The organism is Nguyenibacter sp. L1 (genome assembly GCF_035199985.1).
GTDB lineage: Bacteria > Pseudomonadota > Alphaproteobacteria > Acetobacterales > Acetobacteraceae > Gluconacetobacter > Gluconacetobacter vanlangensis.
On record NZ_CP127015.1, the window covers coordinates 194,123 to 220,154 of the forward strand.

The following is a 26,032-nucleotide window of genomic DNA, read 5'->3' on the forward strand; positions in this document are numbered from 1 at the left end:
ACGTCGCGCGCGTTCAGCTATCGGCGCGCGGGACCCAGGGAATGGCGACGATATCGACCCCTTCATCGGCCAGGCGGTGACGGTCGTCGTCGGAGGCGTGGCCGTAGATGCCACGCTCCTCGGCGTCGCCGCGATGGATCCGCAGGGCCTCGTCCGCGAAGCGATCGCCCACATTTTCGCAATTCTCTTCGATATGCCGGCGCAGTTTCTGGAGTGCGGCCATCGCCGCCGCCGGGATCGGCGCCTGGCCGGGCATGGGCGCCGGGTCGGGCGTGGGGACCGGGGCGGTGCGGACGGCGGGCGCCATCAGCGCGCGGGTGACGTCGGCGGTGCCGCAATGCGGGCAGGACAGGAGATTGCGCCTGGCCTGGTCGTCGAAGGCCGCGCTGCCGGGAAACCAGGCATCGAATTCATGGCCCTGACCGCAGCGCAACTGATAGCGGATCACGCGTTCGATGCCCTTTCAGGCGGCCTGGAGCAGCGGGTCGAGCCGACCGCCGCGGTCCAGCGCCATCAGGTCGTCGCATCCGCCGATATGCCGGCCGTCGATGAAGATCTGCGGCACCGTGGTCCGGCCGCCGGAGCGGGCCTGGGCCTCGGCGCGTTCGGGCGTGCCGTGCAGGGCGCGGATCTCGGTGAACGGCGTGCCTTTCTGCTGCAGCAGGCGCATGGCGCGCACGCAATAGGGACAGCCGGGCTGCGTATAGATTTCGATCTTCGGCATCATGGTCCTCGCCTGGGCAATAAAAGCCAGCATATCGTACTTGGCGGATTGCAACATAGGATCGCGTGCATGCCGTTACGAGCGGGGCGGCGCCAGGGCGCGGGCGGCGACCAGCACGTCGACCGAGCGGGCGCCGGCGGCCAGGAGCACACGCGCGCATTCACCGGTGGTGGCCCCCGTCGTCATGACGTCGTCGACGAGCAGGATACGTTGCCCGGCGACCTGGGCGGCGCGGCCTGGGCGCAATGCGATGGCGCCGCGCAGCGTGTCGCGCCGTGCCGTGGCGCCCAGCCGGCCCAATGGCGGCGTGGGGTGCGGGCGGACCAGCAGATCGGGGATGGTCGGGAGGCCGGCGAGACGTCCCGTCGCCCGGGCCAGCAGCGCGGCCTGGTTGTAGCGGCGGTGGAACAGGCGCCGGCGATGCAGCGGCACGGGGACCAGCAGGTCGGCGCCGTCGAGCAGGCCGGCGCCGGCCCGGAGCATGTGGCGGGCCAGGACCGGGGCGAGGTCGGTGCGGTCGGCGTATTTGAGGCGCAGGATCAGCGGGCGCGACCATTCGTCATAGACCATCGCCGCGCGACCCTGGCGCCAGGGCGGCGGGGCCGCGCCGCAGGGGGCGCAGATGCGCCCCGCGCCGCCGAAGCCCGGCGCGGAAAACGGTTCGCCGCACTGCCGGCAGCACGGCTCGGCGATGAAGCGGATGCGGCGGAAGCATTCGGGGCAGAGCAGGCCCGCCCGGTCGACCGGCTGGTGACAGAGCGGGCAATCGGGTGGCAGAAGACAATCCAGCAGCAGCGTGCGCGCGCGGCGCAGGGCGGCCGCGGCGCCCCGCCGCCCTGCCCCGCCGTCTGTTCCGCTGTCCGTTCCGGCGTCCGTCATGGACTGCCCGTCATGCGTTTTTCGCCCTGCGTCGTTCCTCACGCAAAGGTGCCATTGGCAGAGTTCGACCGGAAGAGCACATCCCGCCCATGACCGACCCTGAAATGAACGGCCCAATAATGACTGGCCCTGTGATTTTCGACCGGCGCGCCGTTCGCCGGCATCGCGACCGCGCCGCCCTGCTGGCGGGGGATGTGGCGCCGATCCTGGAGGACGTGGCGGAGCGGCTGCTGGACCGGCTGGACGACACGACCTATCGCTTCTCCGCCGCGCTGGATATCGGCGGGCGGGGCGTGGTGGCGCCGCGATTGCGGGCCCGGGGCGTCGATTTCGTGGTGTCCTGCGACCTGTCGCCGCGCATGGCCGGCGTGAATGGCGGCATGGCGGTCTGCGCGGACGAGGAGTGGCTGCCGTTCGGGCCGGGGGCGTTCGACCTGGTGGTGGCCAACCTGTCGCTGCACTGGGTCAACGACCTGCCGGGGGCGCTGGCGCAGATCCGGCATGCGCTGCGGCCGGACGGGCTGTTCCTGGCCAGCCTGCCGGTGCTGCCCAGCCTGTCCGCACTGCGCCATGCCCTGACGGAGGCGGAATGCCAACTGGCCGGGGGCGCCGCGCCGCGGGTCTCGCCCCTGCCGGACCTGCGCGATTGCGCGGCGCTGCTGCAGCGGGCGGGGTTCGCGCTGCCGGTGGCAGACGCCGAGACGGTGGCGCTGGCCTATCGCGCGCCCTTCGGCCTGTTGCGCGACCTGCGCGCGGCGGGCGAGACGAATGCGCTGATACTGCGCAGCCGGCAGGCCGCGCCGGCCGGCCTGTTCCCCGCCGCCCTGGCCGCCATGATGCAGGAGGATGGCGGGCTGTCGGTGCCGCTGCGGGTCGCCATCATGACAGGCTGGTCGCCCGACGCCGGGCAGCCGAAGCCCCTTCGGCCGGGGCAGTTCACCACGCCGTTGGAAGATGCGTTGAAGAAAATCTAATAATCGATTGGTTATGAAATATTATCCGCCCGTGACGCTCATGTGTCGGCGGATGGCGGCGGGGTCGTCGGCCTGACGGCCGATGACGAAATCATGGCCTTTCGGCTTGCGCAGGATCGCCTGCCGGACCAGGTGGAGCAGGGTGTCGTCGGTCGCGCCGTCGCGGACCGGCCGGCGCAGGTCGGTCGCGCCTTCATGCCCCAGGCAGGTATAGAGCTGGCCGGTGCAGGAGAGGCGCACCCGGTTGCAGCTTTCGCAGAAATTATGGGTCATCGGCGTGATCAGGCCGAGTTTTCGGCCGGTTTCGCGCACGTGCAGATAACGGGCCGGGCCGCCGGTGCGCAGGGGGAGCGGTTCCAGCGTCCAGCGCCGGGCGAGGTCGGCGCGGACGGCGGAGAGCGGCAGGTAGCGGTCGGTCCGGTCCTCGCCCGTCTCGCCCATCGGCATGGTTTCGATCAGGCAGAGATCGGCGCCTATTTCGCCGCACCAGGCGAGCAGCGTATCGAATTCGTCGTCATTCACGCCCGCCATTGCGACGGTATTGATGCGAACGGCCAGTCCGGCCGCCCGGGCGGCGCGGATGCCGTTGAGGGTCTGGTCGAGGACGCCGCGACGGGTGATGCGGCGAAATCGTTCAGGATCAAGGGAATCCAGGCTGATATTCACACGCCGTACGCCGGCGCGGGACAGGGCGTCGGCATGGTCGGCCAGCAGCGAGCCGTTGGTGGTCAATGTCAGTTCGTCGAGATGGCCGGAATCGTCCCTGCCGTGCAGCCAGCGCCCCAGCGCCTGGAAGAACAGGTCGATGTCGCGGCGGACCAGGGGTTCGCCGCCGGTGATCCGGATGCGGGTGACGCCGTTGCGGATGAAGGCGGCGCAGAGCCGGTCCAGTTCCTCGAAGGTCAGGATGTCGGCCTTGGGGAGGAAGGACATGGTTTCCGACATGCAGTAGACGCAGCGCATGTCGCAGCGGTCGGTGACCGACACGCGCAGATAGGTCACCGCGCGGCCGAAGGAATCGAGGAACGGCGTGGCCATGACCCGGCCCCTTCAGGACAGGATGGTCAGGGCGACGATGGATGCGTCGATCAGCATTTTGCCCTGATGTTCGAAATTGACCGTCACGCGATGGCCGACGGCCGATTGCACCTGGCCCCGTCCCCATTCCGGATGGTCGGGATGCAGGACGAATTGTCCCGGTTCGAGAAAGGAGCGGAAGGGGGGTGCGGCGGGCATGGGTCCGGCGGAACTCCGGGACGGCATGAAAAACGGCCTGGTACCATACCAGGCCGTTGCCGAAACTTCAAAGCCCGTGGCGACGGGAGGCGTGCTCCGGGAGATGGGCTCCGGAGACGGGCCGGGTCAGTGCCCGGCATTTTCCCCCGAGAAATCCGGCGCGGCGAGGCCGGATTTTTCGAGCTGGGCGGTCAGCGCGACCTTCAGCCGTTCCAGGCCGGCCTGGGTGTTGCCCTCGGCGCGGGCCACCAGCACCGCCTGGGTGTTGGAGGCGCGCAGCAGCCACCAGCCGTCTTGCGTGTTGACGCGGACGCCGTCGATCATCGAGACGTCGCTGCCGTCTTCCTTCAGCCGGCCGGCGACTTCCTCGATCACCGCGAATTTGCGGGTGTCGGGGCAGTCGAAGCGGAGTTCGGGGGTGGAGATGGTCTCGGGCAGGGCTTCGCGCACCGCCGACAGCGTGGTGTCGAGGCGGGCGACGATGCCGAGCAGGCGCACGGCGGCGTACAGCGCGTCGTCGAAGCCGTACCATTTGTCGGCGAAGAAGATGTGGCCCGACATTTCGCCGGCCAGCGGGGACGCGGTCTCGGCCATCTTCGACTTGATAAGCGAATGGCCGGTGCGCCACATCAGCGGCTTGCCGCCGGCCTTCGCCACCTCGTCGAACAGGACCTGGCTGGCCTTGACGTCGGCGATGATCGTGGCGCCCGGATGGGTGCGCAATACGTCGCGGGCCAGGATGACCAGGATCTGGTCGCCCCACAGGATCTCGCCCTTGTCGTCGACCACGCCGACGCGATCGGCGTCGCCGTCGAAGGCGAGGCCGATATCGGCCCCGGTCCTGCGCACCGTGTCGATGAGCTGTTCGAGGTTCTTGGCGACGGTGGGGTCGGGATGGTGCGCCGGGAACGTGCCGTCGATCTCGCCGTTCAGGACGGTGTGCTCGCCGGGGATCTTCTTGACCAGGTCGGCCAGGACCTCGCCCGCGACGCTGTTGCCGTTGTCCCAGACGATCTTGAGCCTGCGGTCGCCGCCGTCCCAATCCTGGACCAGGCGGGTGATGTAGTCGTCCTTGAGATGCACGTCGCGCACGCTGCCCGCGGCCTCGGGCACCACGTCGCCGGCGGCGGCCAGGTCGCCCAGTTCCTTGATCTGGGCGCCGAAGAACGGCTTGCCCGCCAGCATCATCTTGAAGCCGTTGTAATTGGGCGGGTTGTGGCTGCCGGTGACCATGATGGCGCCGTCGGCCTTGAGCGTGACCGATGCGAAATAGAGCATCGGGGTGGGGCCGCGTCCTACGCGCAGGACCTCGACCCCCGACGCCACGGCGCCCTCGACCAGCGCCGCCTCGAGCGCGGGCGAGGACAGGCGGCCGTCATAGCCGATGGCGACCGTCTTGCCGCCCTTGCGGGCCACGATGCTGCCGAAGGTCCGGCCGATGGCGAACGCGTCTTCGGGGTGCAGGGTCTTTCCGACGATTCCGCGGATATCATATTCGCGCAGGCTGGTCGGATCGAAACTGTGCGTAAAGGACATTACAGTTCACCGCAGTAGGATTTGAGGAATTCGCGCACCGACGGGCCCAGGTCGGGGCGGTCGATGGAGAACGCGATCTGCGCTTCGAGGAAGCCGATCTTGTTGCCGCAATCGAAGCGCGTGCCCTCGTAGCGCAGGCCGTGGAAGGGCGCGTGGCCGATGACCTTGGCCATCGCGTCGGTCAACTGGACCTCGCCGCCCGCGCCGCGTTCCAGCTTGGCCAGGTGGGTCATGACGTCGGCGGTCAGCACGTAGCGCCCGATGATCGACAGGTTGGACGGCGCTTCCTCGGGCTTGGGCTTCTCGACCAGGCCCTCGACCTCGACCAGACGGCCGTCGTCGCGGCCGGTCTTGAGGATGCCGTAGCGGTTGGTGTGTTCGCGCGGGACCTCGGTCACCGCCACGACGTTGCCGCCGGTCTGGTAATACGCGTCGGCGAGCTGCTTGAGGCAGGGCACCTTGCTCTTGACCACGTCGTCGGGCAGCAGGATGGCGAACGGGTCGTCGCCGATGAAGCTGCGCGCGCACCAGATCGCATGGCCCAGGCCCAGCGGTTCCTGCTGGCGGACGGCGCTGAGCGCGCCGGCTTCGATGCTGGAGGGGGCCAGGGCTTCGAGCGCCTCGGTCTTGTTGCGCTCGCGCAATGTGGTCTCGAGCTCGAAGGCGACGTCGAAATAATCGATCAGCGAATCCTTGCCGCGTCCGGTGATCAGGCAGAATTCCTCGATCCCGGCGGCGCGTGCCTCATCGATCGCATACTGGATCAGAGGCTTGTCGACGACGGGGAGCATTTCCTTCGGCATGGCCTTGGTGGCCGGGAGGAAGCGCGTGCCGAGGCCGGCGACGGGGAGGACGGCTTTTCGCAAGGGTTTGATCACAAGCGTCACCTTCTATCCACGGTATGAAACGAAATGTCCGAGTGTCCCCGTAGTATAGAAATACCGGAGGGTAAATGGACGTTCAGGGGCTACTTCCCTGAAAATACCAAGAAAAGATGACGGAATTTAGGCTGCGTCACGGCGTCGGCCGACCGAGCTTTCTTCGTACAGGATCACTCGCGAAGCGAACGCGAAGGGGGGCCAAACGTTGCGCTGCCGTGGAAATTTCGTGCATGAAAAAAAATTTACCTGCACGGTGATCCGAATTGCCCATTAAAGGGGATCGGTGGTGCGGTCGAGAAGACTCGAACTTCCACGGGGTTGCCCCCACAAGCACCTCAAGCTTGCGCGTCTACCATTCCGCCACGACCGCACCGTGACATCGGTCATCGCCTGAGCGATACCGTGCGACGGAGGCCGTATAGACGATGCATGATCGACGGGCAATGACCGAAAAGACGATTCTGTGGAATTCCAGCGCGGGCCCGGTGCCCTACCCGGACGCCGTCGCCGAGATGGAGCGGCAGGTGGCGGCGATTCGCGACGGGCAGGCCCCGGAGCGGGTCTGGCTGCTGGAGCATCCGCCGACCTTTACGGCCGGGACGTCGGCGCGGGCCGAGGACCTGTTCAACCCGCGCGGCTTTCCGACCTATGACGCGGGGCGCGGCGGGCAATGGACCTATCACGGGCCGGGGCAGCGCGTGGCCTATGTGATGCTGGACCTGACCCGGCCGCACGGCGACGTGCCGCCGCGCGACCTGCGCGCCTATGTCCACGGGCTGGAAGCCTGGCTGATCCGGACCTTGCGCTGTTTCGACGTGTCGGGCGAGCGGCGCGAGGGGCGGATCGGCGTCTGGGTCGTGGACCCGGACAGCGGCGCGGAAAACAAGATCGCGGCGCTGGGCGTGCGGGTGTCGCGCTGGACGTCCTGGCACGGGGTGGCGCTGAACGTGATGCCGGACCTGGATGATTTCGCGGGCATCGTCCCGTGCGGGATCCGCGAGCACGGGGTGACCAGCCTGCATGCGCTGGGCCGTCGCGCGAGCATGGCGGAGGTGGACGAGGCGCTGCGGGCGTGCTGGCAGGAGGTGTTCGGCCCGGCCTGAGATGGGCGCGCCGGTGACGGGTGCGACGGTGACGGGTGCGCCAGTGTCAGAGCGGCTGTCAGAGCCGCGCCGACAGGGAGAAGAAATCGGGGGGGAAAATCCGGCCGGTCCCGACGTCCGTCAGGTGCAGGCGGGTCCGATTGCGGCGGGCGTCCAGGATGTCGATCGCGACCAGCGACAATTGTCCGGCGAAATCCGAAAAGCCCAGGGTCAGCAGGCCCTGTGACGGATTGTCGGTACGGGCGAGCGAGACCTGCAGCACGTCGGCGCCGTGCTGGATCGCGGTGACGGTCACGGCGCCGGCCAGGTGAACCGGGGTGGTCAGCAGCAGCCCGAGCGGCTGGCGCGAGAGGTTCATGCGCGTGACCGATTGCTGGGCCGCGTCGCGGAAGACCACGTGGCCGCCGGCGGCGACGAGACGCATCGGGTGCGGCGTATCGTAGTCGAGCCGCAGATGGCCGGGTTCATAGAAGAGGGTCCCGGCCCCGACCGTGCCGTTCGGCCAGGTCTGGACGACATGGGCGGTCAGGCCGTGCGTGTCGTTGAGATAGCGTTCGATGCGCGCGACGTCCCGCCCGCCGCCGGTCGGGCCCGGGGCCGCCTGGCAGGCGGCGAGGACCAGCGGCGCGGCGAGGAGCGCGCGGCGCGGGAGGGCGCGGCGTGGGGCGGCGGCGGTCATATGGCTGCCGCCTTTGCGCTGGTCGTCCCGGTTGTCTTCTCATGCTCCGCCGGGGTGCGCAGGGTCAGCGACAGGGCGTGCAGGCCGGCCGTGAATTCGTCGCCCAGCAGGTCGTGCACCAGGCGGGAGCGCGGCACGCGCCCCATGGTTTCGAACGCGGTGCTGACGATCAGGATGCTGAAATGGGTTTCGCCCCCCGATGCGCCGCGCATGGCGGCATGGTGGGCGTGGCGGGCGCTGTCGTCGCTGATCTCCAGCAGCGCCGGGGCCAGGCGGGCGCGCAGGATCCGGCCGATCCGGGCCGCGCGGGTCGGTTCCGCATCGGTCGCAGGGTCGGTTGGCGTGTCGGTTGCGGGGGCGGTCCCAGGGGCGGTCGCAGGGTCGGTCATGAGGGCGGTCTCCCGGCTGGCATGTGTGCTTGGCACTTGCACGAATACGGTCCGGACGCACATAACGCCAGATGATGAACCGAAGGAACACACGACACCGGGCTTTCGATCCCGATCCGGATGCGCCGGAGCGGTGTTGCGACATGGCGGGCTGCGGCGAGGCCGCCGGTTATCGCGCGCCGCGGTCACGCGAGACGCTGACGGAGTATTTCTGGTTCTGCCTGCCGCATGTCCGCGAATACAATGCGCGCTGGGATTACTACAAAGGCATGTCGCCCGGCCAGATCGAGGCGCATATCCGCGACGACGTCTCGTGGAACCGGCCGTCCTGGCGGCTGGGACAGCGGGGCGGGCGGACGCATTTCGCGGAAGAGGACCTGATCGATCCGCTGGACCTGCTGGGCGGCGGGCGGCCCGTGCGCCGCCCCGCCGCCGCCCGGCCGGACGTGCCGGAAGGGCTGCGCCAGCCGCTGGATACGCTGGGGCTGGAATGGCCGCTGTCGATGGACGAGTTGAAAATGCGCTACAAGGACCTGGCGCGGCGGCACCATCCCGATACGAATGGCGGCGACCGCGTGGCCGAGGAGCGGCTGAAGAGCATCAACGTGGCCTATACCGCCGTGCGTGCGCACCTGACGGCGGCGCGTGAGGCGGACCTGGAAAGAACGGCCTGACCCCATGGCCTTGCGGGCGTTCCGGTCTATAGTGGCCTGGAACGCCGAAAATATATGAGATGCGGGACGGTCCTGCGCCAGGCGCCGTCCGCCCCGCCAGCCGCGACGGATAGAACCGATGAATGACCTTGCCACCCTGACCGCCGGATCCGTTGCCGAGAACGGGGACGACCTGCCGCCGATCTCGGTCCTGTCCGCGCCCGACCGCGTCGTGTCCGCCCGCGAGACCTTCGGCATCGACAGCGACCTGGAGGTGCCGGCATTTTCGGTGCGTACCGACCATGTGCCGGATGCCGACCCGACCTATCGCTTCGATCACGATACGACGCTGGCCATCCTGGCGGGGTTTGCCTTCAACCGCCGGGTGATGATCCAGGGCTATCACGGGACCGGCAAGTCGTCGCATATCGAGCAGGTGGCGTCGCGCCTGAACTGGCCGTGCGTGCGCATCAACCTGGACAGCCATATCTCGCGCATCGACCTGATCGGCAAGGATGCGATCGTGCTGCGCGACGGCAAGCAGGTGACGGAATTCCGCGAGGGGCTGCTGCCGTGGGGGCTGCAGCATCCCTGCGCGCTGGTGTTCGACGAATATGACGCGGGCCGTCCGGACGTGATGTTCGTCATCCAGCGCGTGCTGGAGATCGAGGGCCACCTGACCTTGCTGGACCAGAACCGGGTGATCCGGCCGCATCCGTATTTCCGGCTGTTCGCCACGGCGAACACGGTCGGGCTGGGCGACACGACGGGGCTGTATCACGGCACGCAGCAGATCAACCAGGGACAGATGGACCGCTGGAACATCGTCACCACGCTGAATTACCTGCCCCATGCCGAGGAAACGGCCATCGTGGTGGCCAAGATGGGCGTGGACCCGCATGACGGGCCAGCGCGCAAGCGGATCGAGAGCATGGTCGCGCTGGCCGACCTGACGCGGTCGGGATTCATCGCCGGGGACATCTCGACCGTCATGTCGCCGCGGACCGTCATAAGCTGGGCGGAGAATTTCAGGATCTTCAAGGATCTGGAATTCGCCTTCCGCGTGTCGTTCCTGAACAAGTGCGACGAGGCGGAGCGCCCGACCGTGGCGGAATATTACCAGCGTTGCTTCAACGTCGACCCCATGGGGGCGGCGGCGCGTCCGCGCTGATCGGCAAGGGGGCATGCGCGAGAAGAAGGACACCGGCCGGACCGCCAGGACCGAGGCCGCCGAGCGGGCGGACGCGTTCAAGCGCGCGACGGTCGGCGCGCTGCGCGCGCTGGGCGGGCGGGCGCATGCCGAGGTGACGTTCCAGAGCGGGCCGATCCCGCCGGCGGCGGCGCTGAGCGGCGATCATGTCCGGCTGCCGCAGCCGTCGCTGCACCTGTCGGACGCGGATATCCGCAAGCTGCGCGGGGCGGCGGACGCCGCGGCCCTGCAATTGCGCCATCACGACGCGGCGCTGCACGGCGCGGCGCGGCCGGAACAGGGCGATGCGCGCGCGGCCTATGACGCGCTGGAGCAGGCGCGGGTCGAGAGTGTCGGCGCGCGCTACATGGCCGGGGTCGCGGCCAATCTGCGCGACCGGACGGAGCAGGCCTATCGCGACGCCGGCCACGACCGTGCCGAGACGCGCCAGGACCTGCCGGTGCATGTGGCGCTGTCGCTGCTGGCGCATGAGCGGCTGAGCGGCGAGCCCGTGCCGGAGCGCATGCGCGCGGTGGCCGAGGCCTGGCGCGCGCATCTGGGCGCGGCCGGACGGAAGGCGCTGGACGACATGGCGGCCTGCCTGGACGACCAGGCGGCGTTCGCGCGGGCGGCGCGGCGCCTGCTGGTGGCGTGCGACCTGATCGAGGGCGAGGCCGAGACCGAGGACGCGCCCGAGGGCGACGACAGCGCCCCGTCCGACCGGGACGAGGAGGAGGACGGCGAGGCCCCGGACAAGCCCGAGCAGCAGGACGACGAGTCCGGCAGCCAGGAGGAAGACGAGACCGGCCTGCAGCCCCAACTGGCGCAGGGCGCCGGCCTGGGCGACGAGGATGGCGACGAATCGGACGGGGCCAGCGCGTCGGGGTCGGAGGAAGCGGGCGGGCCGCGCGCGCCGGACGAGAAGGAGGCGGCCGACCCGGCGCTGTCCTATCATCCCTATACGACCGCGTTCGACGAGGAGATCGCGGCGGAGGACCTGTGCGACCCCGAGGAACTGACGCGGCTGCGCCAGCAATTGGACCACCAGTTGATCAGCCTGCAGGGGGTGGTGTCGCGGCTGGCGAACCGTCTGCAGCGGCGGCTGCTGGCGCAGCAGACCCGGGCGTGGGAGTTCGACCTGGACGAGGGAATCCTGGATGCGGGGCGCCTGTCGCGGGTCGTGGTCAATCCGACCCTGTCGCTGTCCTACAAGCATGAGCGGGACACGGATTTCCGCGATACGGTGGTCACGCTGCTGATCGACAATTCGGGGTCGATGCGCGGGCGGCCGATTTCGGTGGCGGCGATGTGCGGCGATATCCTGGCGCGCACGCTGGAGCGCTGCGCGGTGAAGGTCGAGGTGCTGGGCTTTACCACCCGGGCGTGGAAGGGCGGGCAGAGCCGCGAGCGCTGGGTGGCGGACGGCAAGCCGCGCCATCCCGGGCGGCTGAACGACCTGCGGCATATCGTCTATAAGGCGGCGGACATGCCGTGGCGGCGGGCGCGGAAGAATCTGGGCCTGATGCTGCGCGAGGGGCTGCTGAAGGAGAACATCGACGGCGAGGCGCTGCTGTGGGCGTCGCGGCGGCTGCAGGCCCGTCCGGAAAGCCGGCGCATCCTGATGGTGATTTCCGACGGCGCGCCGGTGGATGACAGCACCCTGTCGGTCAATCCCGGGTCCTATCTGGAGACGCATCTGCGGCAGGTGATCGCGCAGATCGAAAACCGCAGCACGATCGAGCTGATCGCCATCGGCATCGGCCATGACGTGACGCGCTATTACCGGCGCGCGGTGACGATTACCGACGCCGAGGAGCTGGGCGGCACGATGATGCGGAAATTGTCGGAACTGTTCGACGAGAAATCCGCATCGACGGGCCGCCGCGGGGTGGCTTAACCCCCTGCCCTACTGATTTTTGCCCGGCGGGTCGGTATCGGTCGGGCGGACATCGGCCAGGCGGGTGTCGGCGAAGCCGAGCAGCGCGTCGATCATGCGGTCGGTGTCGCGGGGCGTCGTGCGGTGGTTCACGATGGCCGCGCGGATGGCCAGCATGCCGCCCACCATCGTCGTCGATGGCGCGGCGATGCCGGATTCGTGCAGGTCCTTCACCAGTTCGCCGTTCAGCCGGTCCAGGTCGGCGTCCCCGGTCCGTACGCGGAAGCAGACGATGTTGAGCGCGACCGGCGCCAGCCGTTCGAGCATCGGTTCGGCATCCACGCGGTCGGCCAGGTGGCGGGCGGCCGCGCAGCAGGATTCGACCATCCGGCCCAGGCGGTCGGTGCCGTACGTGCCGAGGGTCATCCAGACCTTGAGCGCGCGGAAGCCGCGCGACAGGTCGGGCCCGAGGTCGCAGAACCAGGGGGCGTTGGCCGCCAGGCCCCGGTCGGCGCGCGAGAGATAGGCCAGCGATTGCGCGAAGGCGGCGGCCTGGCGCCCGGGTTCGCGGACCAGGATGCAGCCGGCGTCGTAGGGGACCTGGGCCCATTTGTGGAAATCGAAGGCCAGGCTGTCGGCGCGCGACAGGCCGCGCAATTGCGGGCGCAGCCGGTCCGACAGCATGGCCAGGGCGCCGAACGCGCCGTCGACATGAAACCAGAGCCCGTCGCGCGCCGCGATGGCGGCGATGGCGTCCAGGTCGTCGATCGCCCCGGTATCGACCGTGCCGGCGGTGCCGATGACGATGAACGGCACGAATCCGGCCCGGCGGTCGGCCGCGATGGCGGCGTCGAGGGCGGCGATATCCATGCGGTGGGCCGGATCGGCCGGGATGATGCGCAGCGAATCGGTGCCCAGCCCGGCGAGGTCGAAGGCGCGGGCCACGCAGCCATGGGCGGTTTCGGCCGCGTAGCCGACCAGGCGGCGGCCGCCGACCCCCTGCTGCCGCAAGGACGCGCCATCGGGGGTGGCGCGGCTGGCGGTGATCACGGCGATCAGGTTGGCCATGGAGGAGCCGGTGACCAGCAGGCCGGACGAATCGGCGGGGAAGCCCATGATTTTCGCCGCCCAACCGATGACCGCGCGCTCGATTTCGACCGGTGCGTGGTCGCGGCCCCCGCAATTGGCGTTGAGCCCCCCGGCGAGCATTTCGGCCAGCATGCCGATCGCGGTGCCGCCGCCATGCACCCATCCCATGAAGCCCGGATGGGTATTGCCGGTGGCATAGGGCGCGACCTGGTCGCGGAACCGTTCGTACAGCGCCTGGGGCGCCGTGGGCGCGGTGGGCAAAGGCTGGTCGCGCAGGCCGGCGCGGAAATCGTCGGGCAGCCTGCGCCAGACCGGGCCGTCGCGCAGGCCGGCCAGATGGTCGAACATGTCGTCCAGCATGCGGTGGCCGAGGCCGCGCAGTTCGTCCCAATCGTCGGGGTCCAGTCCGGTCATGAGCCTGTATGTCCTGTTGAGGTGGGAGCAGCGGGCGGCCGGTTTCGTCGCGGGTTTCGTCCCCGGTTTTGTCCAGTGCCGCGACTGTGCCTATATGTCTGTCTGTCGTATGTGCCCCTATCCGGGCGTCATGTCTGCAATGGATCGCTGCATGTTCTTCGGGCAACTGGAATTGACGGACGTAGCGTGGGGCGCGGGGCGCGTACGGGCCCGGCTGGGCGGCCGGGGGCCGCTGCTGGTGCTGCTGCACGGCCAGGTGCAGAGTCACGCGGCCTGGCACGATGTGGCCCCGCGACTGGCCGACCGCCATACCGTGCTGTGTCCGGACCTGCCGCGCGACATGGATTTTGCGCGGCAGGCGCGCGATCTGCTGGCCTGCGCGCGGGCGCTGGGCCACGAGACGCTGGCCATCGCCGGGCATGGGACGGGCGGCCATGTGGCGGCCTATGCTGCCTCGTGGGCGCCGGCGCGGGTGACGCATCTGGCCGAGATCGAATGCATCCCCTCGCCCGGGCATCATGGCCGGGCGGACCTGGCCTATGAATTATCGCGCTATCAGGCCTGCTGGTTCGCGCAGCTTCATCCGAAGCCGGAATCGGCGACGGTGGCGGTTCCCGAGGAATGGACGCAGCCCGCGGCGGAATCGGCCGGTGCCTTCAACCCCTCGGCCGTGGCCGACTACCTGGACCTGGTGCCGCCGGGCCAGTCGCCCGGGGCGAACGGGCATTTCCGGGTGCCGCCCTATCCGGTCGATCTGCGTTTCGGGTGTCCGCTGCTGGTCGCCTGGTCGCGCGACGGGCGGCTGGGCGGCTGGTACGATCCGCCGGATCTGTGGCGGGCCTTTGCGACCGGGCCGGTCGAGGGGCTGGAAGTCGATTGCGGCTATTACATTCCCGAAGAGGCGCCCGATATCCTGTCGGACGCGCTGCGGCGGTTTCTGACGGCCGAGCTTTATTAAGCGCCCACCTGGGCCGTGTCCTGGCTTGCCTGGCGCTGGTTCTGCGCCGCCGCGTAGCGGCGGGCGAGGACGGCGCAGACGAAGAGCTGGATCTGGTGATAGATCATCAGCGGCAGGACCACGAGCCCGACCGTGGCCGGGGCGAACAGGACGTTGGCCATCGGCACGCCGGAGGCCAGGGTCTTCTTCGAGCCGCAGAAGACGATCGCCGCTTCGTCCGTGGGGGAGAAGCCCAGGACGCGGCTGCCCATGGTGGTGACGAGCAGAACCGCCGCCAGCAGGGCGGCGTCGACCAGCAGGACCAGGCCGATCTGCGACAGCGGCAGCTTGTGCCACAGGCCCTGGATCACGGCCTCGCTGAACGCGGTGTAGACGACGATCAGGATCGAGCCGCGGTCGGTCATGGAGAGCAGGCGCTTGTTGCGATGCGCCCATTTGCCCAGCCAGGGCTGCAGGACCTGGCCCAGCACGAAGGGCAGCAGCAATTGCAGCATGATCGCCACCACCCCGCCCTGGCCGGCGGACGCGCCGTGCCGGCCGAGCACCAGGCCGGTCAGCACCGGGGTGATGAAGATGCCCAGGATGTTGGAGGTGGTGGCCGAGCAGACCGCCGCCGGCACGTTGCCGCGCGCGATCGAGGTGAAGGCGATCGAGGACTGGACGGTCGAAGGCAGGCAGCACAGGAAGAGGATGCCCAGCCACACCGAGGGATGCAGCAGATGCGGAAAGAGCGCGTGCAGCCCCAGACCCAGCAGCGGGAACAGCGCGAAGGTGCAGAGCAGGATCACCAGGTGCAGCCGCCAGTTGACCAGCCCGTCCAGCACCGCCCGGCGCGACAGGCGCGCGCCCTGGAGGAAGAACATGACGGCGATGACCGCGATGGCCAGATCCTGGAAGACGGGCACCGCCGCGCCGTGGCACGGCAGCAGGGTGGCGAGGATGACGGTGCAGATGAGGCTGATCAGGAACGGATCCGGCTTGAACATCGAACGAAGGTCCCGGTGAAACGCATGGGCCGGTGCGCCGGCCGGCTGGAAGGGATTTGAAGGCGGAACGGGCGCGGCGGGCGATGCCGCCTCGCCTCGGTCATACTCTCATGCCATTGATTGCGTCATGGATTGATTGCGTGACGGATTAACCGCGTCACGGATTAACTGCGTCATGTTAACTGCGTCATGTTAACTGCGTCAGGGGCGGCATCCGTCGATGACGTCACTTTTTTCGGCCGGAACGACGACTATGCGACTCCCCTTGTTTGCGTCCCTTGCCGTGGCCCTGGCGCTGCAGGCCGTTCTGTCGGCGGCCCCGGCCGCCGCGCTGCCCCTGCCCGCGAACTGCGCCGTCGCGCGGGCCGCGCCGGCCCCCGTGCCCGGCGGGGCGGCGGCCCGCGATTACAAGCTGCGCCTTGCCGGGGGGGCGGACGCCCCTTCGCTCCGTGCCGGCCTGGTCACCATCAGGGGCGGGGACGGCGCGGCGCCCGAGACGTTGCCCGAGATATTGAACGCGGCGTCGGTCGGGCTGCTGGGCGCGCTGAGCGGCCGCCATGCGCCCGGATGTTCGACCGAGTATTTCGCGACGGCCTTGCAGCCCGTGCTGCGCGGGCTGGCGGCGGGGCGGGCCTATGACGTGGCGTGGCGCGGGGTCGAGGCGGTCAGCGGCCGGTCGCGCCTGTCGATGGGAATGCTGCGGCTGCATCTGGATGGGGCGCCGCCGGGCATGCAGCCGGGCGTTTCGATGACGATGTCGCTGGAGATGCACGGGTTGCGCGACGACGGCGCGGCGGTGCCGGCCGCATTGCTGCCCGAGGATGCGCGGTCGGTCGTCTCGCTGCCCGTTTCGGCGCTGGCGCCGCTGCTGGCGGCGACGGCGGGCGGGCCGGTACGTCCGGTCGCGGTGCCGGTGACCATCCGGACCCTGACGGCGGCGCATGGCGACATGCGGCTGGACGGCAGCTTCATGGCGGTGGTGACCGGCGTGCCGGACGGGGCGTCGGCCAGCGGGCACATGCGGATGCGCAACCTGCCCGAACTGATCGCCGCCCTGCGCGACGCGGGCCAGACGCGGGCCAGCGCCGCGCTGGTCCTGGCCAACCTGGTCGGGCACCATGCGGACGATGCGACGTCGTGGGACGTGGATTGGCAGGGGGGCATCCTGACGGTGAACCGGATCCCCCTGCCCTTGCGCTGATTGACCTTGCGCTGGTCGGCCCGCGTCGGCGATCAGCCCGGGTGGCGCAGCAGCCCGCCTTCGACGCGCAGCGCGGCGCCGGTGGTGGCCGATGCCTGGGGCGAGCAGAGATAGGCGACCATGCTGGCGACTTCCTCGGGTTCGGCCAGGCGGCGGATCAGCGAGCTGGGGCGGTGCATGGGCACGAATTCGGCCGCGATCTCGGCGGCCGGGCGGCCGGACTCGCGGGCTGCCTTTTCGAACATCTCCATCACGCCTTCGGTGCGGGTGGGGCCGGGCAGCACCGAATTGACGGTGACGCCGGTGCCCGGGACGCTTTCGGCGATGCCCCGGGCAATGGCGATCTGCGCGGCCTTGGTGAATCCGTAGGGGATCATGTCGGGCGGGATGTTCAGCCCGGATTCGCTAGAGATGAAGACCACGCGGCCCCATTGGCGGCCGACCATGCCGGGCAGGTAGTGCCGGGTCAGGCGCACGCCGCTCATGACGTTGACGTCGAAGAATCGCTGCCAGTCGGCATCCGGCGTTTCGAGGAAATCGCCCTGTTCGAAGATGCCGAGATTATTGACCAGGATATCGGCCTGCGGCACCTGCCGGACGAAGCTGTCGGCGCCGGATTCGCTGCCCAGGTCGCCGGCCACGCCGCGCAGGCGGGCGGCGGGCACATGGGCGCGGACATGGGCGATGGCCGCGTCCACCCGGTCCTGGCCGCGGCCGTTGACGACGATTTCGGCGCCGGTTTCCGCCAGGGCGGCGACGATGGCCAGGCCGATTCCGGCGGTCGAGCCGGTGACGATGGCGGTCTTGCCGGTCAGGTCGATCTTCATGTTGCCTGTATCCTTCGATTGGGGGGGCGATTGGGGGTGGCGATTGGGGGTGGCGATTGGGGGTGGCGATTGGGGGTGGCGGCCGTGACGGGCCGGACCCGTCAGGCCGCCTTGTCCTGCCCGGCCGCCAGGCGGCCGAGCGCCTGGACCGTGTCCTTGGCCAGCCGGATGCGCTGGGCGTTCGTCAGTTCGCGCACCAGCGCCAGCTTGTGGTCGGGCCGCAGTCGGACATTGGCTTCCTTCTGCGTCGCGATCCAGCCGACCAGTCCGCCGGGATTGGCGAAGCTGTTGCCGCGGAACTGGAGCACCATGCCCTTGGGCCCGGCTTCGAGCCGTTCGACGCCGGCCTCGCGGCACAGGCGCTTGAGCGTGACGACGTCGAGCAGGTTGCGGACCTCGTCGGGCGGCGTGCCGAAGCGATCGACCAGTTCGGCCTCCATCGCCTCGATCTCGGCATCGTTGGCCAGGGCGGCGATGCGGCGATACAGGCCCAGCCGGACCGGCAGGTCGGTGACGTAGCCCTCGGGGATCAGCACCGGCAGGCCGAGGATGATGTTGGGCGTCCAGTCGCGGTCCTGGAGCTTGCGCTTGCCCTTCTCGACGCGCAGTTCGGCCACCGCGTCCTCGAGCATCTGCTGGTAGAGTTCGATCCCGACCTCGCGGATATGGCCGGATTGCTCGTCGCCCAGCAGGTTGCCGGCGCCGCGCAGGTCCAGATCGTGCGAGGCGAGCGTGAAGCCGGCGCCCAGCGTGTCCAGCGTCTGCATGACTTCCAGCCGTTTTTCGGCCGCGGCGGACAGGACATGGGTCTGCGGCCAGGTCAGGTAGGCATAGCCGCGCTGCTTGCCGCGCCCGACGCGGCCGCGCAACTGATAGAGCTGGCCCAGCCCGAACATGTCGGCGCGATGGATGATCAGCGTGTTGACCGCCGGCATGTCCAGCCCGCTTTCCACGATGTTGGTGGAGAGCAGGATATCGTATTTGCCGTCGCCGAATTCGGTCATGACCCGTTCCAGCTCGGTCGGCGTCAGGCGGCCATGGGCCTGGACGAGCCGCGCGTCGGGCACGATGTCGTGCAGGCGCGCGGCCATGCGGTCCAGGTCCTCGATCCGCGGGACGACGCAGAAGATCTGTCCGCCGCGGAAGCGCTCGCGCTGGATCGCCTCGCGGATCACGACGCTGTCGAAGGGCATGATGAAGGTGCGCACCGCCAGCCGGTCGGTGGGCGGGGTGGCGATCAGGCTCATTTCCCGCACGCCGGTCAGAGCGAGCTGGAGCGTGCGGGGCAGCGGCGTGGCCGAGAGGGTGAGGACGTGCACGTCCTCGCGCAGCGCCTTCAGCTTCTCCTTGTGGGCCACGCCGAAATGCTGTTCCTCGTCGATGATCAGCAGTTCCAGGTCGGCGAACTGGACGCCCTTGGCCAGCAGCGCGTGGGTGCCGACCACGATGTTGATCGTGCCGTCGGTCAGGCCCTTGCGCACGGCGGCGGCCTCCTTGGCGGTGACCATGCGCGAGAGCTGCGCCACCGTGATCGGCAGGCCCGCGAAACGGGCCGAGAAGGTGCGGAAATGCTGCCGCGCCAGCAGGGTGGTGGGCACCACCACCGCGACCTGCGCCCCCGACAGGGCGGCGACGAAGGCGGCGCGCAATGCGACCTCGGTCTTGCCGAAGCCGACATCGCCGCAGACCAGCCGGTCCATCGGCCGGCCCGAGCCCATGTCCTCCAGCACGTCGGCGATCGCGCGGGACTGGTCCTCGGTCTCGACGAAGGGGAAGCGGGCGCAGAATTCGTCCCACAGCCCTTCGGCCGGGGCCAGGGCGGGGGCTTCGCGCAGCGCGCGCAGGGCGGCGGTGCGGATCAGTTCACCCGCCATGTCGCGGATGCGCTGCTTCATCTTCGCCTTGCGGTTCTGCCACGAGGCGCCGCCCAGCTTGTCCAGCGCGACCCCGGCCTGGTCGGAGCCGAAGCGGCTGAGCAATTCGATGTTTTCCACCGGCAGGAACAGTTTTTCGTTCCCGTCATAGATCAGGCGCAGGCAGTCGTGCGGCGCGCTGCCGACGCCGATCGTCTCGAGCCCGTCATAGCGGCCGATGCCGTAATCCTGGTGGACCACCAGGTCGCCCTCGGCGATTTCCGAGGCTTCGGCGATGAACTGGTCGGCCTTCCTGCGGCGGCGGGGCGGGCGGGCGATCCGTTCGCCCAGCAGGTCCTGCTCGGAGACGAAGGCCATGTTGTCGGCGATGAAGCCGCGTTCCAGCCCCATGATGGTCAGCCCGACCGTGCCGGGCGGCATGTCGTGGTCACGCGACCAGGTTTCGACCACCCGCACCCGCATGCCGTGTTCGCGCAGCAGGCTGGCGATCCGTTCGCGCGAGCCGCGGGTCCAGGCGGAGACGTAGGCGCGGCGTCCGACCTCGGCCCATTGCCGGACCTGGGCGTCGAGCAGCGCGAAGACGTTCTCGCGCCCCTCGGCGCCCGTGCCGCGGGCGAACAGGATGCCCGGCCGGCCGCCGGCATCGAGGCCCGGGGCGTCGTCGGGGCGGGCGAAGGGATTGAAGGTGATGACCGGATGGCCGGCCAGGATTCCGTCCCAGCCCTTGCGGTCCAGATACATCAGGTGCGGCGGCAGCGGGCGGTACGGGACCTCGCCCTCGCGCACCGGCTGGCGGCGGGCTTCGAAATGATCGGCGATCATTTCCAGCCTGGCGGCCAGGACCTCCTCGGCCTGGTGGGCCAGGATGATGGCCAGGCCCGGCAGGTAGTCGACCAGGGTCTCCATCTGATCGTGGAACAGTGGCAGCCAATGTTCCATGCCGGCGTGGCGGCGGCCGTCCGAGACGTGCTGGTAGAGCGGATCGGCGGCGGCGGCCGGGCCGAACAGGTCGCGCCAACCGGTCCGGAAGCGCGAGATGCTGGCCTGGTCGAGCGTGAAATCGGCGACCGGCCGCATGACGAAGCGATCCAGCCGGTCCGAGGACCGCTGGCTGGCGGGATCGAAGCGGCGGATATTTTCAATTTCGTCGCCGAACAGGTCGAGGCGGACCGGTTCGGGCTCGCCCGCCGGGAAAATGTCGAAGATGCCGCCGCGGGCGGCGAATTCGCCGGGTTCCATTACCGTGTCGGTGCGGTTGTAGCCGGCGGCGACGAGCAGTTCGATCAGCAATGGCTGGTCCAGGCTGTCGCCGGCGGCCAGCGTGATCGACTGGCCGCGGAAGGCGGCCCGGGGGGCGACGCGCTGGACCAGGCCGCCGACCGTGGTGAGCACGATGCGCGGGCCGGCCGCCGGTTCCAGCAGGCGCGTCAGCGTGGCGACGCGTTCGGCGACGATGGCGGGATTGGGCGAGACGCGGTCATAGGGCAGGCAGTCCCACGCCGGGAAGCGCAGGATTTCGACATTCGGGGCGACGAAGGACAGCAGGTCGCCGATGCGGGCCATGCCGGCATCGTCGCGCGCGACATGCAGGACGGGGCCGTCTTGTTCGGCGGCGCGGCGCGCCAGCAGGAAGGCGTCGAACCCGTCGGGGACGCCCCAGATCGTGGCCCCCGTGGTCATCGTGCGTTTCGCAGCGCGGCGTGGCGGGCAGGATCGCCCGCATCGGCCAGGAGCGCGCGCATCATCGGCCCGTCCAGTTCGGCCGGCACCGGCCTGCGGCCGCTGAGCCAGTCGGCCAGGTCGGTGTCGGGCAGGTCCATCACCGCCTCCAGCGCGTCCAGCTCGGCGTCGGTCATGCGGGCCAGGCGGGGCGCGACGAATCCGCCGATCAGGATGTCGGTTTCCTGCGTGCCGCGATGCGTGGCGCGGAAATAGATCCGCCGCCGGCGCGTATCGAGCGATGCGAGGTCGGGCGTGTCGTCGGACATGTCGTGGGGCATAAGGCTGACCCGGAATGGTTTCGTTTTGTTCCTGTGCGTCGCTGTCCTATAGCCCTCCGACGGGGTCCTGTCAGCCCGGCTGGGCACCGGGACGGAACGAGAGGGACGGTCGAGCGGCGCGTGGTGGACAGTATTCTTCAGGACGGGCCGGAAAACGCAATCGCCCCGCTGCTGGCGCCGCTGGACAGCCTGCCGGGCGTGGGTCCCGCGGTGGCGCGGCTGCTGGCGCGGGCGGCGCGGGGCGGGCGGGTGATCGACCTGCTGTTCCATCTGCCGGAGTCGCTGATCGACCGGCGCTACCGGCCGGCGTTGCGCGATGCGATTCCGGGGCGGGTCTGCACGCTGCAGGCGGTGGTGCGCCGGGTGGATGCGCCGGCGCGCGGTACGCGCCAGCCCTGGCGGGTGCAGATATCGGACGGCACGGGCAGCGCCGACCTGGTGTTCTTTTCGCCCTATCAGGCGCGGCAGATGGCGGTGGGGGCCACCGTCGCGGTGTCGGGCATGCTGGAGGCTTTCGGCGACCGGCTGTCGATGGCGCATCCGGAGCATGTCGTCGCGGGCGGGCGCATCGAGCGGATACCGGCGCTGGAGCCTGTCTGGCCGCTGACGGCGGGGCTGTTTGCGCGCCATGTGCGCGGCGCGCTGCGGGAGGCCCTGCTGTGCCTGCCTCCCCTGCCCGAATGGCTGGATGCGGCACTGGTGGCCCGGCGGCACTGGCCGGATTTCGCAACCGCGCTGCGGCAGTTGCACAGCCCCGAATCCTTTCCCGAGCTGCTGTGCGGCGATGCCTGCGGGGCGGCGTGGGAGCGGGCGCGGCAGCGCCTGGCCTGCGACGAATTGCTGGCGCAGCAGGTGGCGATGGCCGAGGCCCGGCGCCGCAACCGCGACCGGCCGGGCCGCGCGGTCGCCGCCACCGGTGCGTTGCGCGCCGAGGCGCTGGCGCGATTCGGCCATGTGCCGACCGGGGCGCAGGTCCGGGCGCTGCGCGAGATCGATTCGGATATGGCTGCGGCGCATCCGATGATGCGGCTGCTGCAGGGCGATGTCGGCGCGGGCAAGACGCTGGTGGCGCTGCTGGCGATGCTGGGAGCGGTCGAGGCCGGGCACCAGGCCGCGCTGATGGCGCCGACCGAGATCCTGGCGCGGCAGCATCTGGCGACGTTCAGCCGGCTGGCCCCGGTGCCGGTGGCGTTTCTGAGCGGCAGCGTGAAGGGCCGTGCGCGGCGGATGGTGCTGGAGGACGTGGAATCGGGCCGTGCGCCGCTGGTGGTGGGGACGCATGCGCTGTTCCAGGACAAGGTGGCGTTTGCTGACCTGGCGCTGGTGGTGATCGACGAGCAGCATCGCTTCGGCGTGGAGCAGCGCCTGCAACTGGGGGAAAAGGGCGACCGGACCGACGTGCTGGTCATGACCGCGACCCCGATCCCCCGCACCCTGCTGCTGAGCCAGTGGGGGGAGATGCAGGTCAGCCGGCTGAACGAGAAGCCGGCGGGGCGCAAGCCGGTGCGGACCTCGCTGCATGCCATGGCGCAGTTGGACGACGTGCTGGCGGGGATCGCGCGGGCGATCGGGCGCGGGGCGCGGATCTTCTGGGTCTGTCCGCTGGTCAGCGAGAGCGAGGCGGTGGACATCGCCGCGGCCGAGGCGCGTTTCGCCGCGCTGGAGGACCGTTTCGCCGGCTGGGTGGGGCTGGCGCACGGGCGGCAGGATATCGCGGTGCGCGAGGCGGCGATCGCCGATTTCGCCGCGGGGAAGACCAGCATCCTGGTGGCGACGACGGTGATCGAGGTCGGGGTGGATATTCCCGCCGCCACGGTCATGGTGATCGAGCATGCCGAGCGGTTCGGGCTGGCGCAACTGCATCAGCTCCGCGGGCGGGTGGGACGTGGCGCGGACGAGTCCTTCTGCCTGCTGCTGCATGACGATGCGCTGAGTCGGACGGCGCGGCGGCGGCTGTCGCTGCTGCGCGATACCGAGGACGGGTTCCTGATCGCGGACGAGGATTTCCGCCTGCGCGGCGGTGGGGACCTGACGGGGCGGCGCCAGTCCGGCCTGCCGGACCTGCGCCTGGCGACCGGGACGCGGCTGGACCTGCTGATGACGATCGCGGCGCAGGACGCGCAGCGGGTGGCCGGCGGCGCGGTGAGCGCGGCCCGCCGGAATGCCGTTACCTGCCTGCTGGAATTATTCGGGCGGCATGACGCCGCCCGCATCCTGCGGTCCGGCTGACCCGCCCGCCTGTCCGCTGGGGGCCCGTCCGCCGAAACCTGCCTGTCAGGACCTGCCTGCCAGAACCTGCCTGCCAGGACCTGGCCGTCAGAACTTGGCCGACAGGTCGACCGATCCGAAATTGAACAGGCCGCTGCGCGCGCCGCGGAACTGCTGCGTCTGCCAGGTCTGGCTGTAGGACAGGCGCATGCCGTGCCACATGACGGCGACGCCCGCGTGGATTTCGCCCACGTCCCAGTTGACCGGCACGTGAGGCGAGTTGTTGCGCACCGTGTTGCCCTGCAGCGTGGCGTCGTAGCCGACGGCGTAGCCGGTCACGTTGCCGAACACGTACCAGGCCAGCGGACGGGTCAGGCGGTAGGCGTCGGTGCCGTCGGTGCCCGAGCCGATGGTCGGGGTGCCGAAATCGCTGCGCAGGCCCTGGCCGAGGCGGAACGTGTCGGCCACCGAGCCATAGATGCGGTAATCGCCTGCCGCCGCGGCGACGGCGGGCAGCATTTCCATCTCGATCCCGTAGAGATCGGCCAGAGGCAGGCGCCAGGTGCGGCCGGCCTGGACCTGGAAGATCGGCTGGTTCTGCAACTGGTGGCTCCAGCCCCGGTTGGGCGTGTCGCCGATCAGGTTGTGGAAGCCGTTCTGCAACTGGCGGCCCAGCGCCGCCGGGCCCATGACGCCGAACTGGATGCCGAAGACCGAGCGCGACAGATCGGTGTCGTTGATCAGGTTGACCGTGCCCAGCATCAGGCCGGCATAGGGCCGGTCGCCGGCCGGCGGATTGACGGCCTGCGTGTCGTGGGGGGTGAAGATGGTCTGCTGCACGCCGAGGCTGATGCGCGTGACGCCGGGCCCGAGGATGGCGTGGTTGAGGGTTTCGATCGGCGCGGGCTGGTTGTCGGTGCCCGAGGTCCAGTTTATGCGCAGGCCGCTGGTATAGTACTGGTCGGACGTGCCCTTGAGCGTGCTGACCGCGTCGTTTTCCGCCTGGATGGTCCAGGTGCCGTACGGGTCCTGGAGCGGGGTGGCCCTGGCCGGGATCGCCGCCAGGCCGCCCAGGCCGCCGATGCCGGCGAGCATGCCAGCCCGCATGATCCGGCCGGTTCTGTTCCGCGTGTTTGCCTGGTCCATCCGCTTTCCTTCACTGCCGGTCTTTAGCTGGCGGTCGCCCCGAATGCCGGGCCCGAATGCCAGGTTTGTCGCAACGGCGCGACATAACGTTCTCTTTTGAGCTGTTTAGAGCGTTCGCGCCTCGGGAGAAAGCCCGAGACGCGCTTCCTGATCGCGCTGTTGTCAGAATTCCGGCCGCCGGGAAGTCGGGATGAGGCGAAATGATGATGGAACCGGCGTGGGGGGATATGCTTATGTGTGTTCGACACCGGCGCTTTCGTGCTAGTGTCGATGCGGGAAGAGGACGCTGTCCGCGCCAACCGTCGAGAGCGGTTCAGGAACGGTTATGTAATTCCTTGATCCAGCAAGTTTTTTCATCAGGTGGCCTCCTGAGACAGGACCCGCCAACTACACTTCGGGATTACGACCGTTGAGAAGTAACAGGACCGACCGCAGCCCCCGTTCCCCGCGCCGCGGCGGATTTGACGACGACTTCATGTCGGCGCCGCCCTCATTTGGCGACCGCGGTCCGCGTCGCCCGATGGGTGGACCCTCGCAAGTCATCGCTTCGGGGCCCGAGATCAGTGCGTCCGTCAAGTGGTTCAACAGCGAGAAGGGCTTCGGCTTCGTCGAGCTGTCGGACGGGTCGGGCGATGTTTTCCTGCACGCCAACGCGCTGGCACAGAGCGGCCACGATTCGGTGTCGCCGGGCGCCACCCTGGTGGTGCGTATCGGCCAGGGCCCCAAGGGGCGCCAGGTCGCCTCGGTGGTGTCGGTCGACGAGAGCACCGCTCAGCCGGAACGCCCCCGCGGCTTCGGCGCGCCGCGCGCCCCCGGCGGCTTTGGCGGCCGCCCGTCGCGCCCTGCCCCCGACCTGTCGCATGCGCAGGAAATGCGCGGCGTGGTCAAGTGGTACAATGCGACCAAGGGCTTTGGCTTCATCACGCCGGAAAGCGGCGGCAAGGACATCTTCGTCCATGCCTCGGCGCTGGAACGTTCGGGCCTGACCGGCCTGACGGAAGGCCAGACGGCCAATGTGCAGGTCGTCCAGGGCCAGAAGGGCCCCGAGGCCGCGTCGATCAGCGTCGACTGACTGCTTCGGCGGATGCCGGACAGGATGACGGGGTCGCCTTCGGGCGGCCCCGTTTTATTTGGGCCTCGTTTCGGGAATGGCGGGTCTAGAGCCATATCCGTTCACACCGGTTCACGGATATGGCTCTAGCTCATTGTT

The 26,032-nt window shown here is 69.5% G+C and carries 24 protein-coding genes and 1 tRNA gene; 9 read left to right on the forward strand and 16 right to left on the reverse strand.

Annotated elements, in window-relative coordinates; all coding sequences use genetic code 11:
* Positions 1–13: 13 nt before the first annotated feature.
* The 3 genes from QN315_RS00880 to QN315_RS00890 form a co-directional block, all read right to left on the reverse strand.
* Positions 14–448, reverse strand: coding sequence for a DUF1178 family protein (locus QN315_RS00880; RefSeq protein WP_323991108.1), 435 nt, complete (start codon positions 446–448; stop codon positions 14–16).
* Positions 449–463: 15 nt separating this feature from the next.
* Entirely contained in the window at positions 464–724 is a 261-nt protein-coding gene (grxC, locus tag QN315_RS00885) for a glutaredoxin 3 (RefSeq protein WP_176642043.1), read from the reverse strand.
* Between the two features lie 75 nt (positions 725–799).
* Positions 800–1,603 (reverse strand): ComF family protein, encoded by an 804-nt coding sequence (locus QN315_RS00890; protein ID WP_323991109.1) that lies wholly within the window; start codon positions 1,601–1,603, stop codon positions 800–802.
* Positions 1,604–1,722: 119 nt separating this feature from the next.
* On the opposite strand from QN315_RS00890, the gene QN315_RS00895 reads away from it, so the two are divergent.
* The gene (locus tag QN315_RS00895) at positions 1,723–2,577 is read left to right on the forward strand and encodes a methyltransferase domain-containing protein (protein ID WP_323991110.1); all 855 of its coding nucleotides are present in this window, start codon (positions 1,723–1,725) and stop codon (positions 2,575–2,577) included.
* A gap of 21 nt (positions 2,578–2,598) precedes the next feature.
* Here the strand turns inward: QN315_RS00895 and moaA are convergent, their stop codons facing one another.
* The 5 genes from moaA to QN315_RS00920 all read right to left on the reverse strand — a co-directional run bounded on the left by moaA (position 2,599) and on the right by QN315_RS00920 (position 6,600).
* A complete protein-coding gene (gene moaA / locus QN315_RS00900; RefSeq protein WP_323991111.1) occupies positions 2,599–3,615 on the reverse strand; it encodes a GTP 3',8-cyclase MoaA in 1,017 nt (338 codons plus the stop codon).
* 12 nt (positions 3,616–3,627) lie between these two features.
* Positions 3,628–3,813 (reverse strand): DUF3553 domain-containing protein, encoded by a 186-nt coding sequence (locus QN315_RS00905; RefSeq protein WP_323991112.1) that lies wholly within the window; start codon positions 3,811–3,813, stop codon positions 3,628–3,630.
* A 126-nt stretch (positions 3,814–3,939) separates the two neighbouring features.
* Complete coding sequence (gene pgmG, locus QN315_RS00910; protein ID WP_323991113.1) at positions 3,940–5,349, reverse strand: phosphoglucomutase/phosphomannomutase PgmG; 1,410 nt, start codon at positions 5,347–5,349, stop codon at positions 3,940–3,942.
* Entirely contained in the window at positions 5,349–6,227 is an 879-nt protein-coding gene (gene galU / locus QN315_RS00915; protein WP_323993712.1) for a UTP--glucose-1-phosphate uridylyltransferase GalU, read from the reverse strand. The genes pgmG and galU overlap by 1 nt, the downstream gene beginning before the upstream one ends.
* A 287-nt stretch (positions 6,228–6,514) precedes the next feature.
* Positions 6,515–6,600, reverse strand: a tRNA-Leu gene (locus QN315_RS00920).
* Between the two features lie 55 nt (positions 6,601–6,655).
* Between QN315_RS00920 and lipB the strand changes: the two genes are divergently transcribed.
* Positions 6,656–7,333, forward strand: coding sequence for a lipoyl(octanoyl) transferase LipB (gene lipB, locus QN315_RS00925; protein ID WP_323991114.1), 678 nt, complete (start codon positions 6,656–6,658; stop codon positions 7,331–7,333).
* A 58-nt stretch (positions 7,334–7,391) separates the two neighbouring features.
* Here the strand turns inward: lipB and QN315_RS00930 are convergent, their stop codons facing one another.
* Together QN315_RS00930 and QN315_RS00935 are read right to left on the reverse strand one after the other, a co-directional pair.
* Positions 7,392–8,012, reverse strand: a complete 621-nt coding sequence (locus QN315_RS00930; protein WP_323991115.1) for an outer membrane lipoprotein carrier protein LolA — start codon at positions 8,010–8,012, stop codon at positions 7,392–7,394.
* A complete protein-coding gene (locus tag QN315_RS00935) occupies positions 8,009–8,308 on the reverse strand; it encodes a BolA family protein (protein ID WP_408904672.1) in 300 nt (99 codons plus the stop codon). Before QN315_RS00935 ends, QN315_RS00930 begins: the two co-directional genes overlap by 4 nt.
* Before the next feature lie 164 nt (positions 8,309–8,472).
* Here QN315_RS00935 and QN315_RS00940 point away from each other — a divergent pair, with 164 nt between their 5' ends.
* The 3 genes from QN315_RS00940 (at position 8,473) to cobT (ending at position 12,140) form a co-directional block, all read left to right on the forward strand.
* Positions 8,473–9,075: a J domain-containing protein gene (locus QN315_RS00940; RefSeq protein ID WP_323991117.1), complete on the forward strand. Its 603-nt coding sequence runs from the start codon at positions 8,473–8,475 to the stop codon at positions 9,073–9,075.
* 118 nt (positions 9,076–9,193) lie between these two features.
* On the forward strand, positions 9,194–10,225 hold the full coding sequence (gene cobS, locus QN315_RS00945; protein WP_323991118.1) for a cobaltochelatase subunit CobS: 1,032 nt from the start codon (positions 9,194–9,196) through the stop codon (positions 10,223–10,225).
* 13 nt (positions 10,226–10,238) lie between these two features.
* Positions 10,239–12,140: a cobaltochelatase subunit CobT gene (cobT, locus tag QN315_RS00950; RefSeq protein ID WP_323991119.1), complete on the forward strand. Its 1,902-nt coding sequence runs from the start codon at positions 10,239–10,241 to the stop codon at positions 12,138–12,140.
* 9 nt (positions 12,141–12,149) lie between these two features.
* On the opposite strand, the gene QN315_RS00955 is transcribed toward cobT, so the two are convergent.
* Positions 12,150–13,622 (reverse strand): pyridoxal-dependent decarboxylase, encoded by a 1,473-nt coding sequence (locus QN315_RS00955; protein WP_323991120.1) that lies wholly within the window; start codon positions 13,620–13,622, stop codon positions 12,150–12,152.
* A 151-nt stretch (positions 13,623–13,773) separates the two neighbouring features.
* Here QN315_RS00955 and QN315_RS00960 point away from each other — a divergent pair, with 151 nt between their 5' ends.
* A complete protein-coding gene (locus tag QN315_RS00960; protein WP_323991121.1) occupies positions 13,774–14,580 on the forward strand; it encodes an alpha/beta hydrolase in 807 nt (268 codons plus the stop codon).
* Here QN315_RS00960 and QN315_RS00965 read toward each other — a convergent pair.
* Positions 14,577–15,566: a bile acid:sodium symporter family protein gene (locus QN315_RS00965; protein WP_323991122.1), complete on the reverse strand. Its 990-nt coding sequence runs from the start codon at positions 15,564–15,566 to the stop codon at positions 14,577–14,579. The two genes, QN315_RS00960 and QN315_RS00965, sit on opposite strands and share 4 nt — an antisense overlap.
* Before the next feature lie 253 nt (positions 15,567–15,819).
* Between QN315_RS00965 and QN315_RS00970 the strand changes: the two genes are divergently transcribed.
* The gene (locus QN315_RS00970) at positions 15,820–16,767 is read left to right on the forward strand and encodes a hypothetical protein (protein ID WP_323991123.1); all 948 of its coding nucleotides are present in this window, start codon (positions 15,820–15,822) and stop codon (positions 16,765–16,767) included.
* Between the two features lie 32 nt (positions 16,768–16,799).
* Here the strand turns inward: QN315_RS00970 and QN315_RS00975 are convergent, their stop codons facing one another.
* The 3 genes from QN315_RS00975 to QN315_RS00985 all read right to left on the reverse strand — a co-directional run bounded on the left by QN315_RS00975 (position 16,800) and on the right by QN315_RS00985 (position 21,456).
* Complete coding sequence (locus QN315_RS00975) at positions 16,800–17,594, reverse strand: SDR family NAD(P)-dependent oxidoreductase (protein ID WP_323991124.1); 795 nt, start codon at positions 17,592–17,594, stop codon at positions 16,800–16,802.
* A 101-nt stretch (positions 17,595–17,695) separates the two neighbouring features.
* Positions 17,696–21,148, reverse strand: coding sequence for a transcription-repair coupling factor (mfd, locus tag QN315_RS00980; RefSeq protein ID WP_323991125.1), 3,453 nt, complete (start codon positions 21,146–21,148; stop codon positions 17,696–17,698).
* On the reverse strand, positions 21,145–21,456 hold the full coding sequence (locus tag QN315_RS00985) for a succinate dehydrogenase assembly factor 2 (RefSeq protein WP_323993714.1): 312 nt from the start codon (positions 21,454–21,456) through the stop codon (positions 21,145–21,147). Before QN315_RS00985 ends, mfd begins: the two co-directional genes overlap by 4 nt.
* 132 nt (positions 21,457–21,588) lie before the next feature.
* On the opposite strand from QN315_RS00985, the gene recG reads away from it, so the two are divergent.
* Positions 21,589–23,697, forward strand: coding sequence for an ATP-dependent DNA helicase RecG (gene recG / locus QN315_RS00990; protein ID WP_323991126.1), 2,109 nt, complete (start codon positions 21,589–21,591; stop codon positions 23,695–23,697).
* A gap of 87 nt (positions 23,698–23,784) precedes the next feature.
* On the opposite strand, the gene QN315_RS00995 is transcribed toward recG, so the two are convergent.
* Positions 23,785–24,783 (reverse strand): lipid A deacylase LpxR family protein, encoded by a 999-nt coding sequence (locus QN315_RS00995; RefSeq protein WP_323993716.1) that lies wholly within the window; start codon positions 24,781–24,783, stop codon positions 23,785–23,787.
* A 448-nt stretch (positions 24,784–25,231) separates the two neighbouring features.
* Between QN315_RS00995 and QN315_RS01000 the strand changes: the two genes are divergently transcribed.
* Complete coding sequence (locus tag QN315_RS01000) at positions 25,232–25,894, forward strand: cold-shock protein (RefSeq protein WP_323991127.1); 663 nt, start codon at positions 25,232–25,234, stop codon at positions 25,892–25,894.
* Positions 25,895–26,032: the final 138 nt, after the last annotated feature.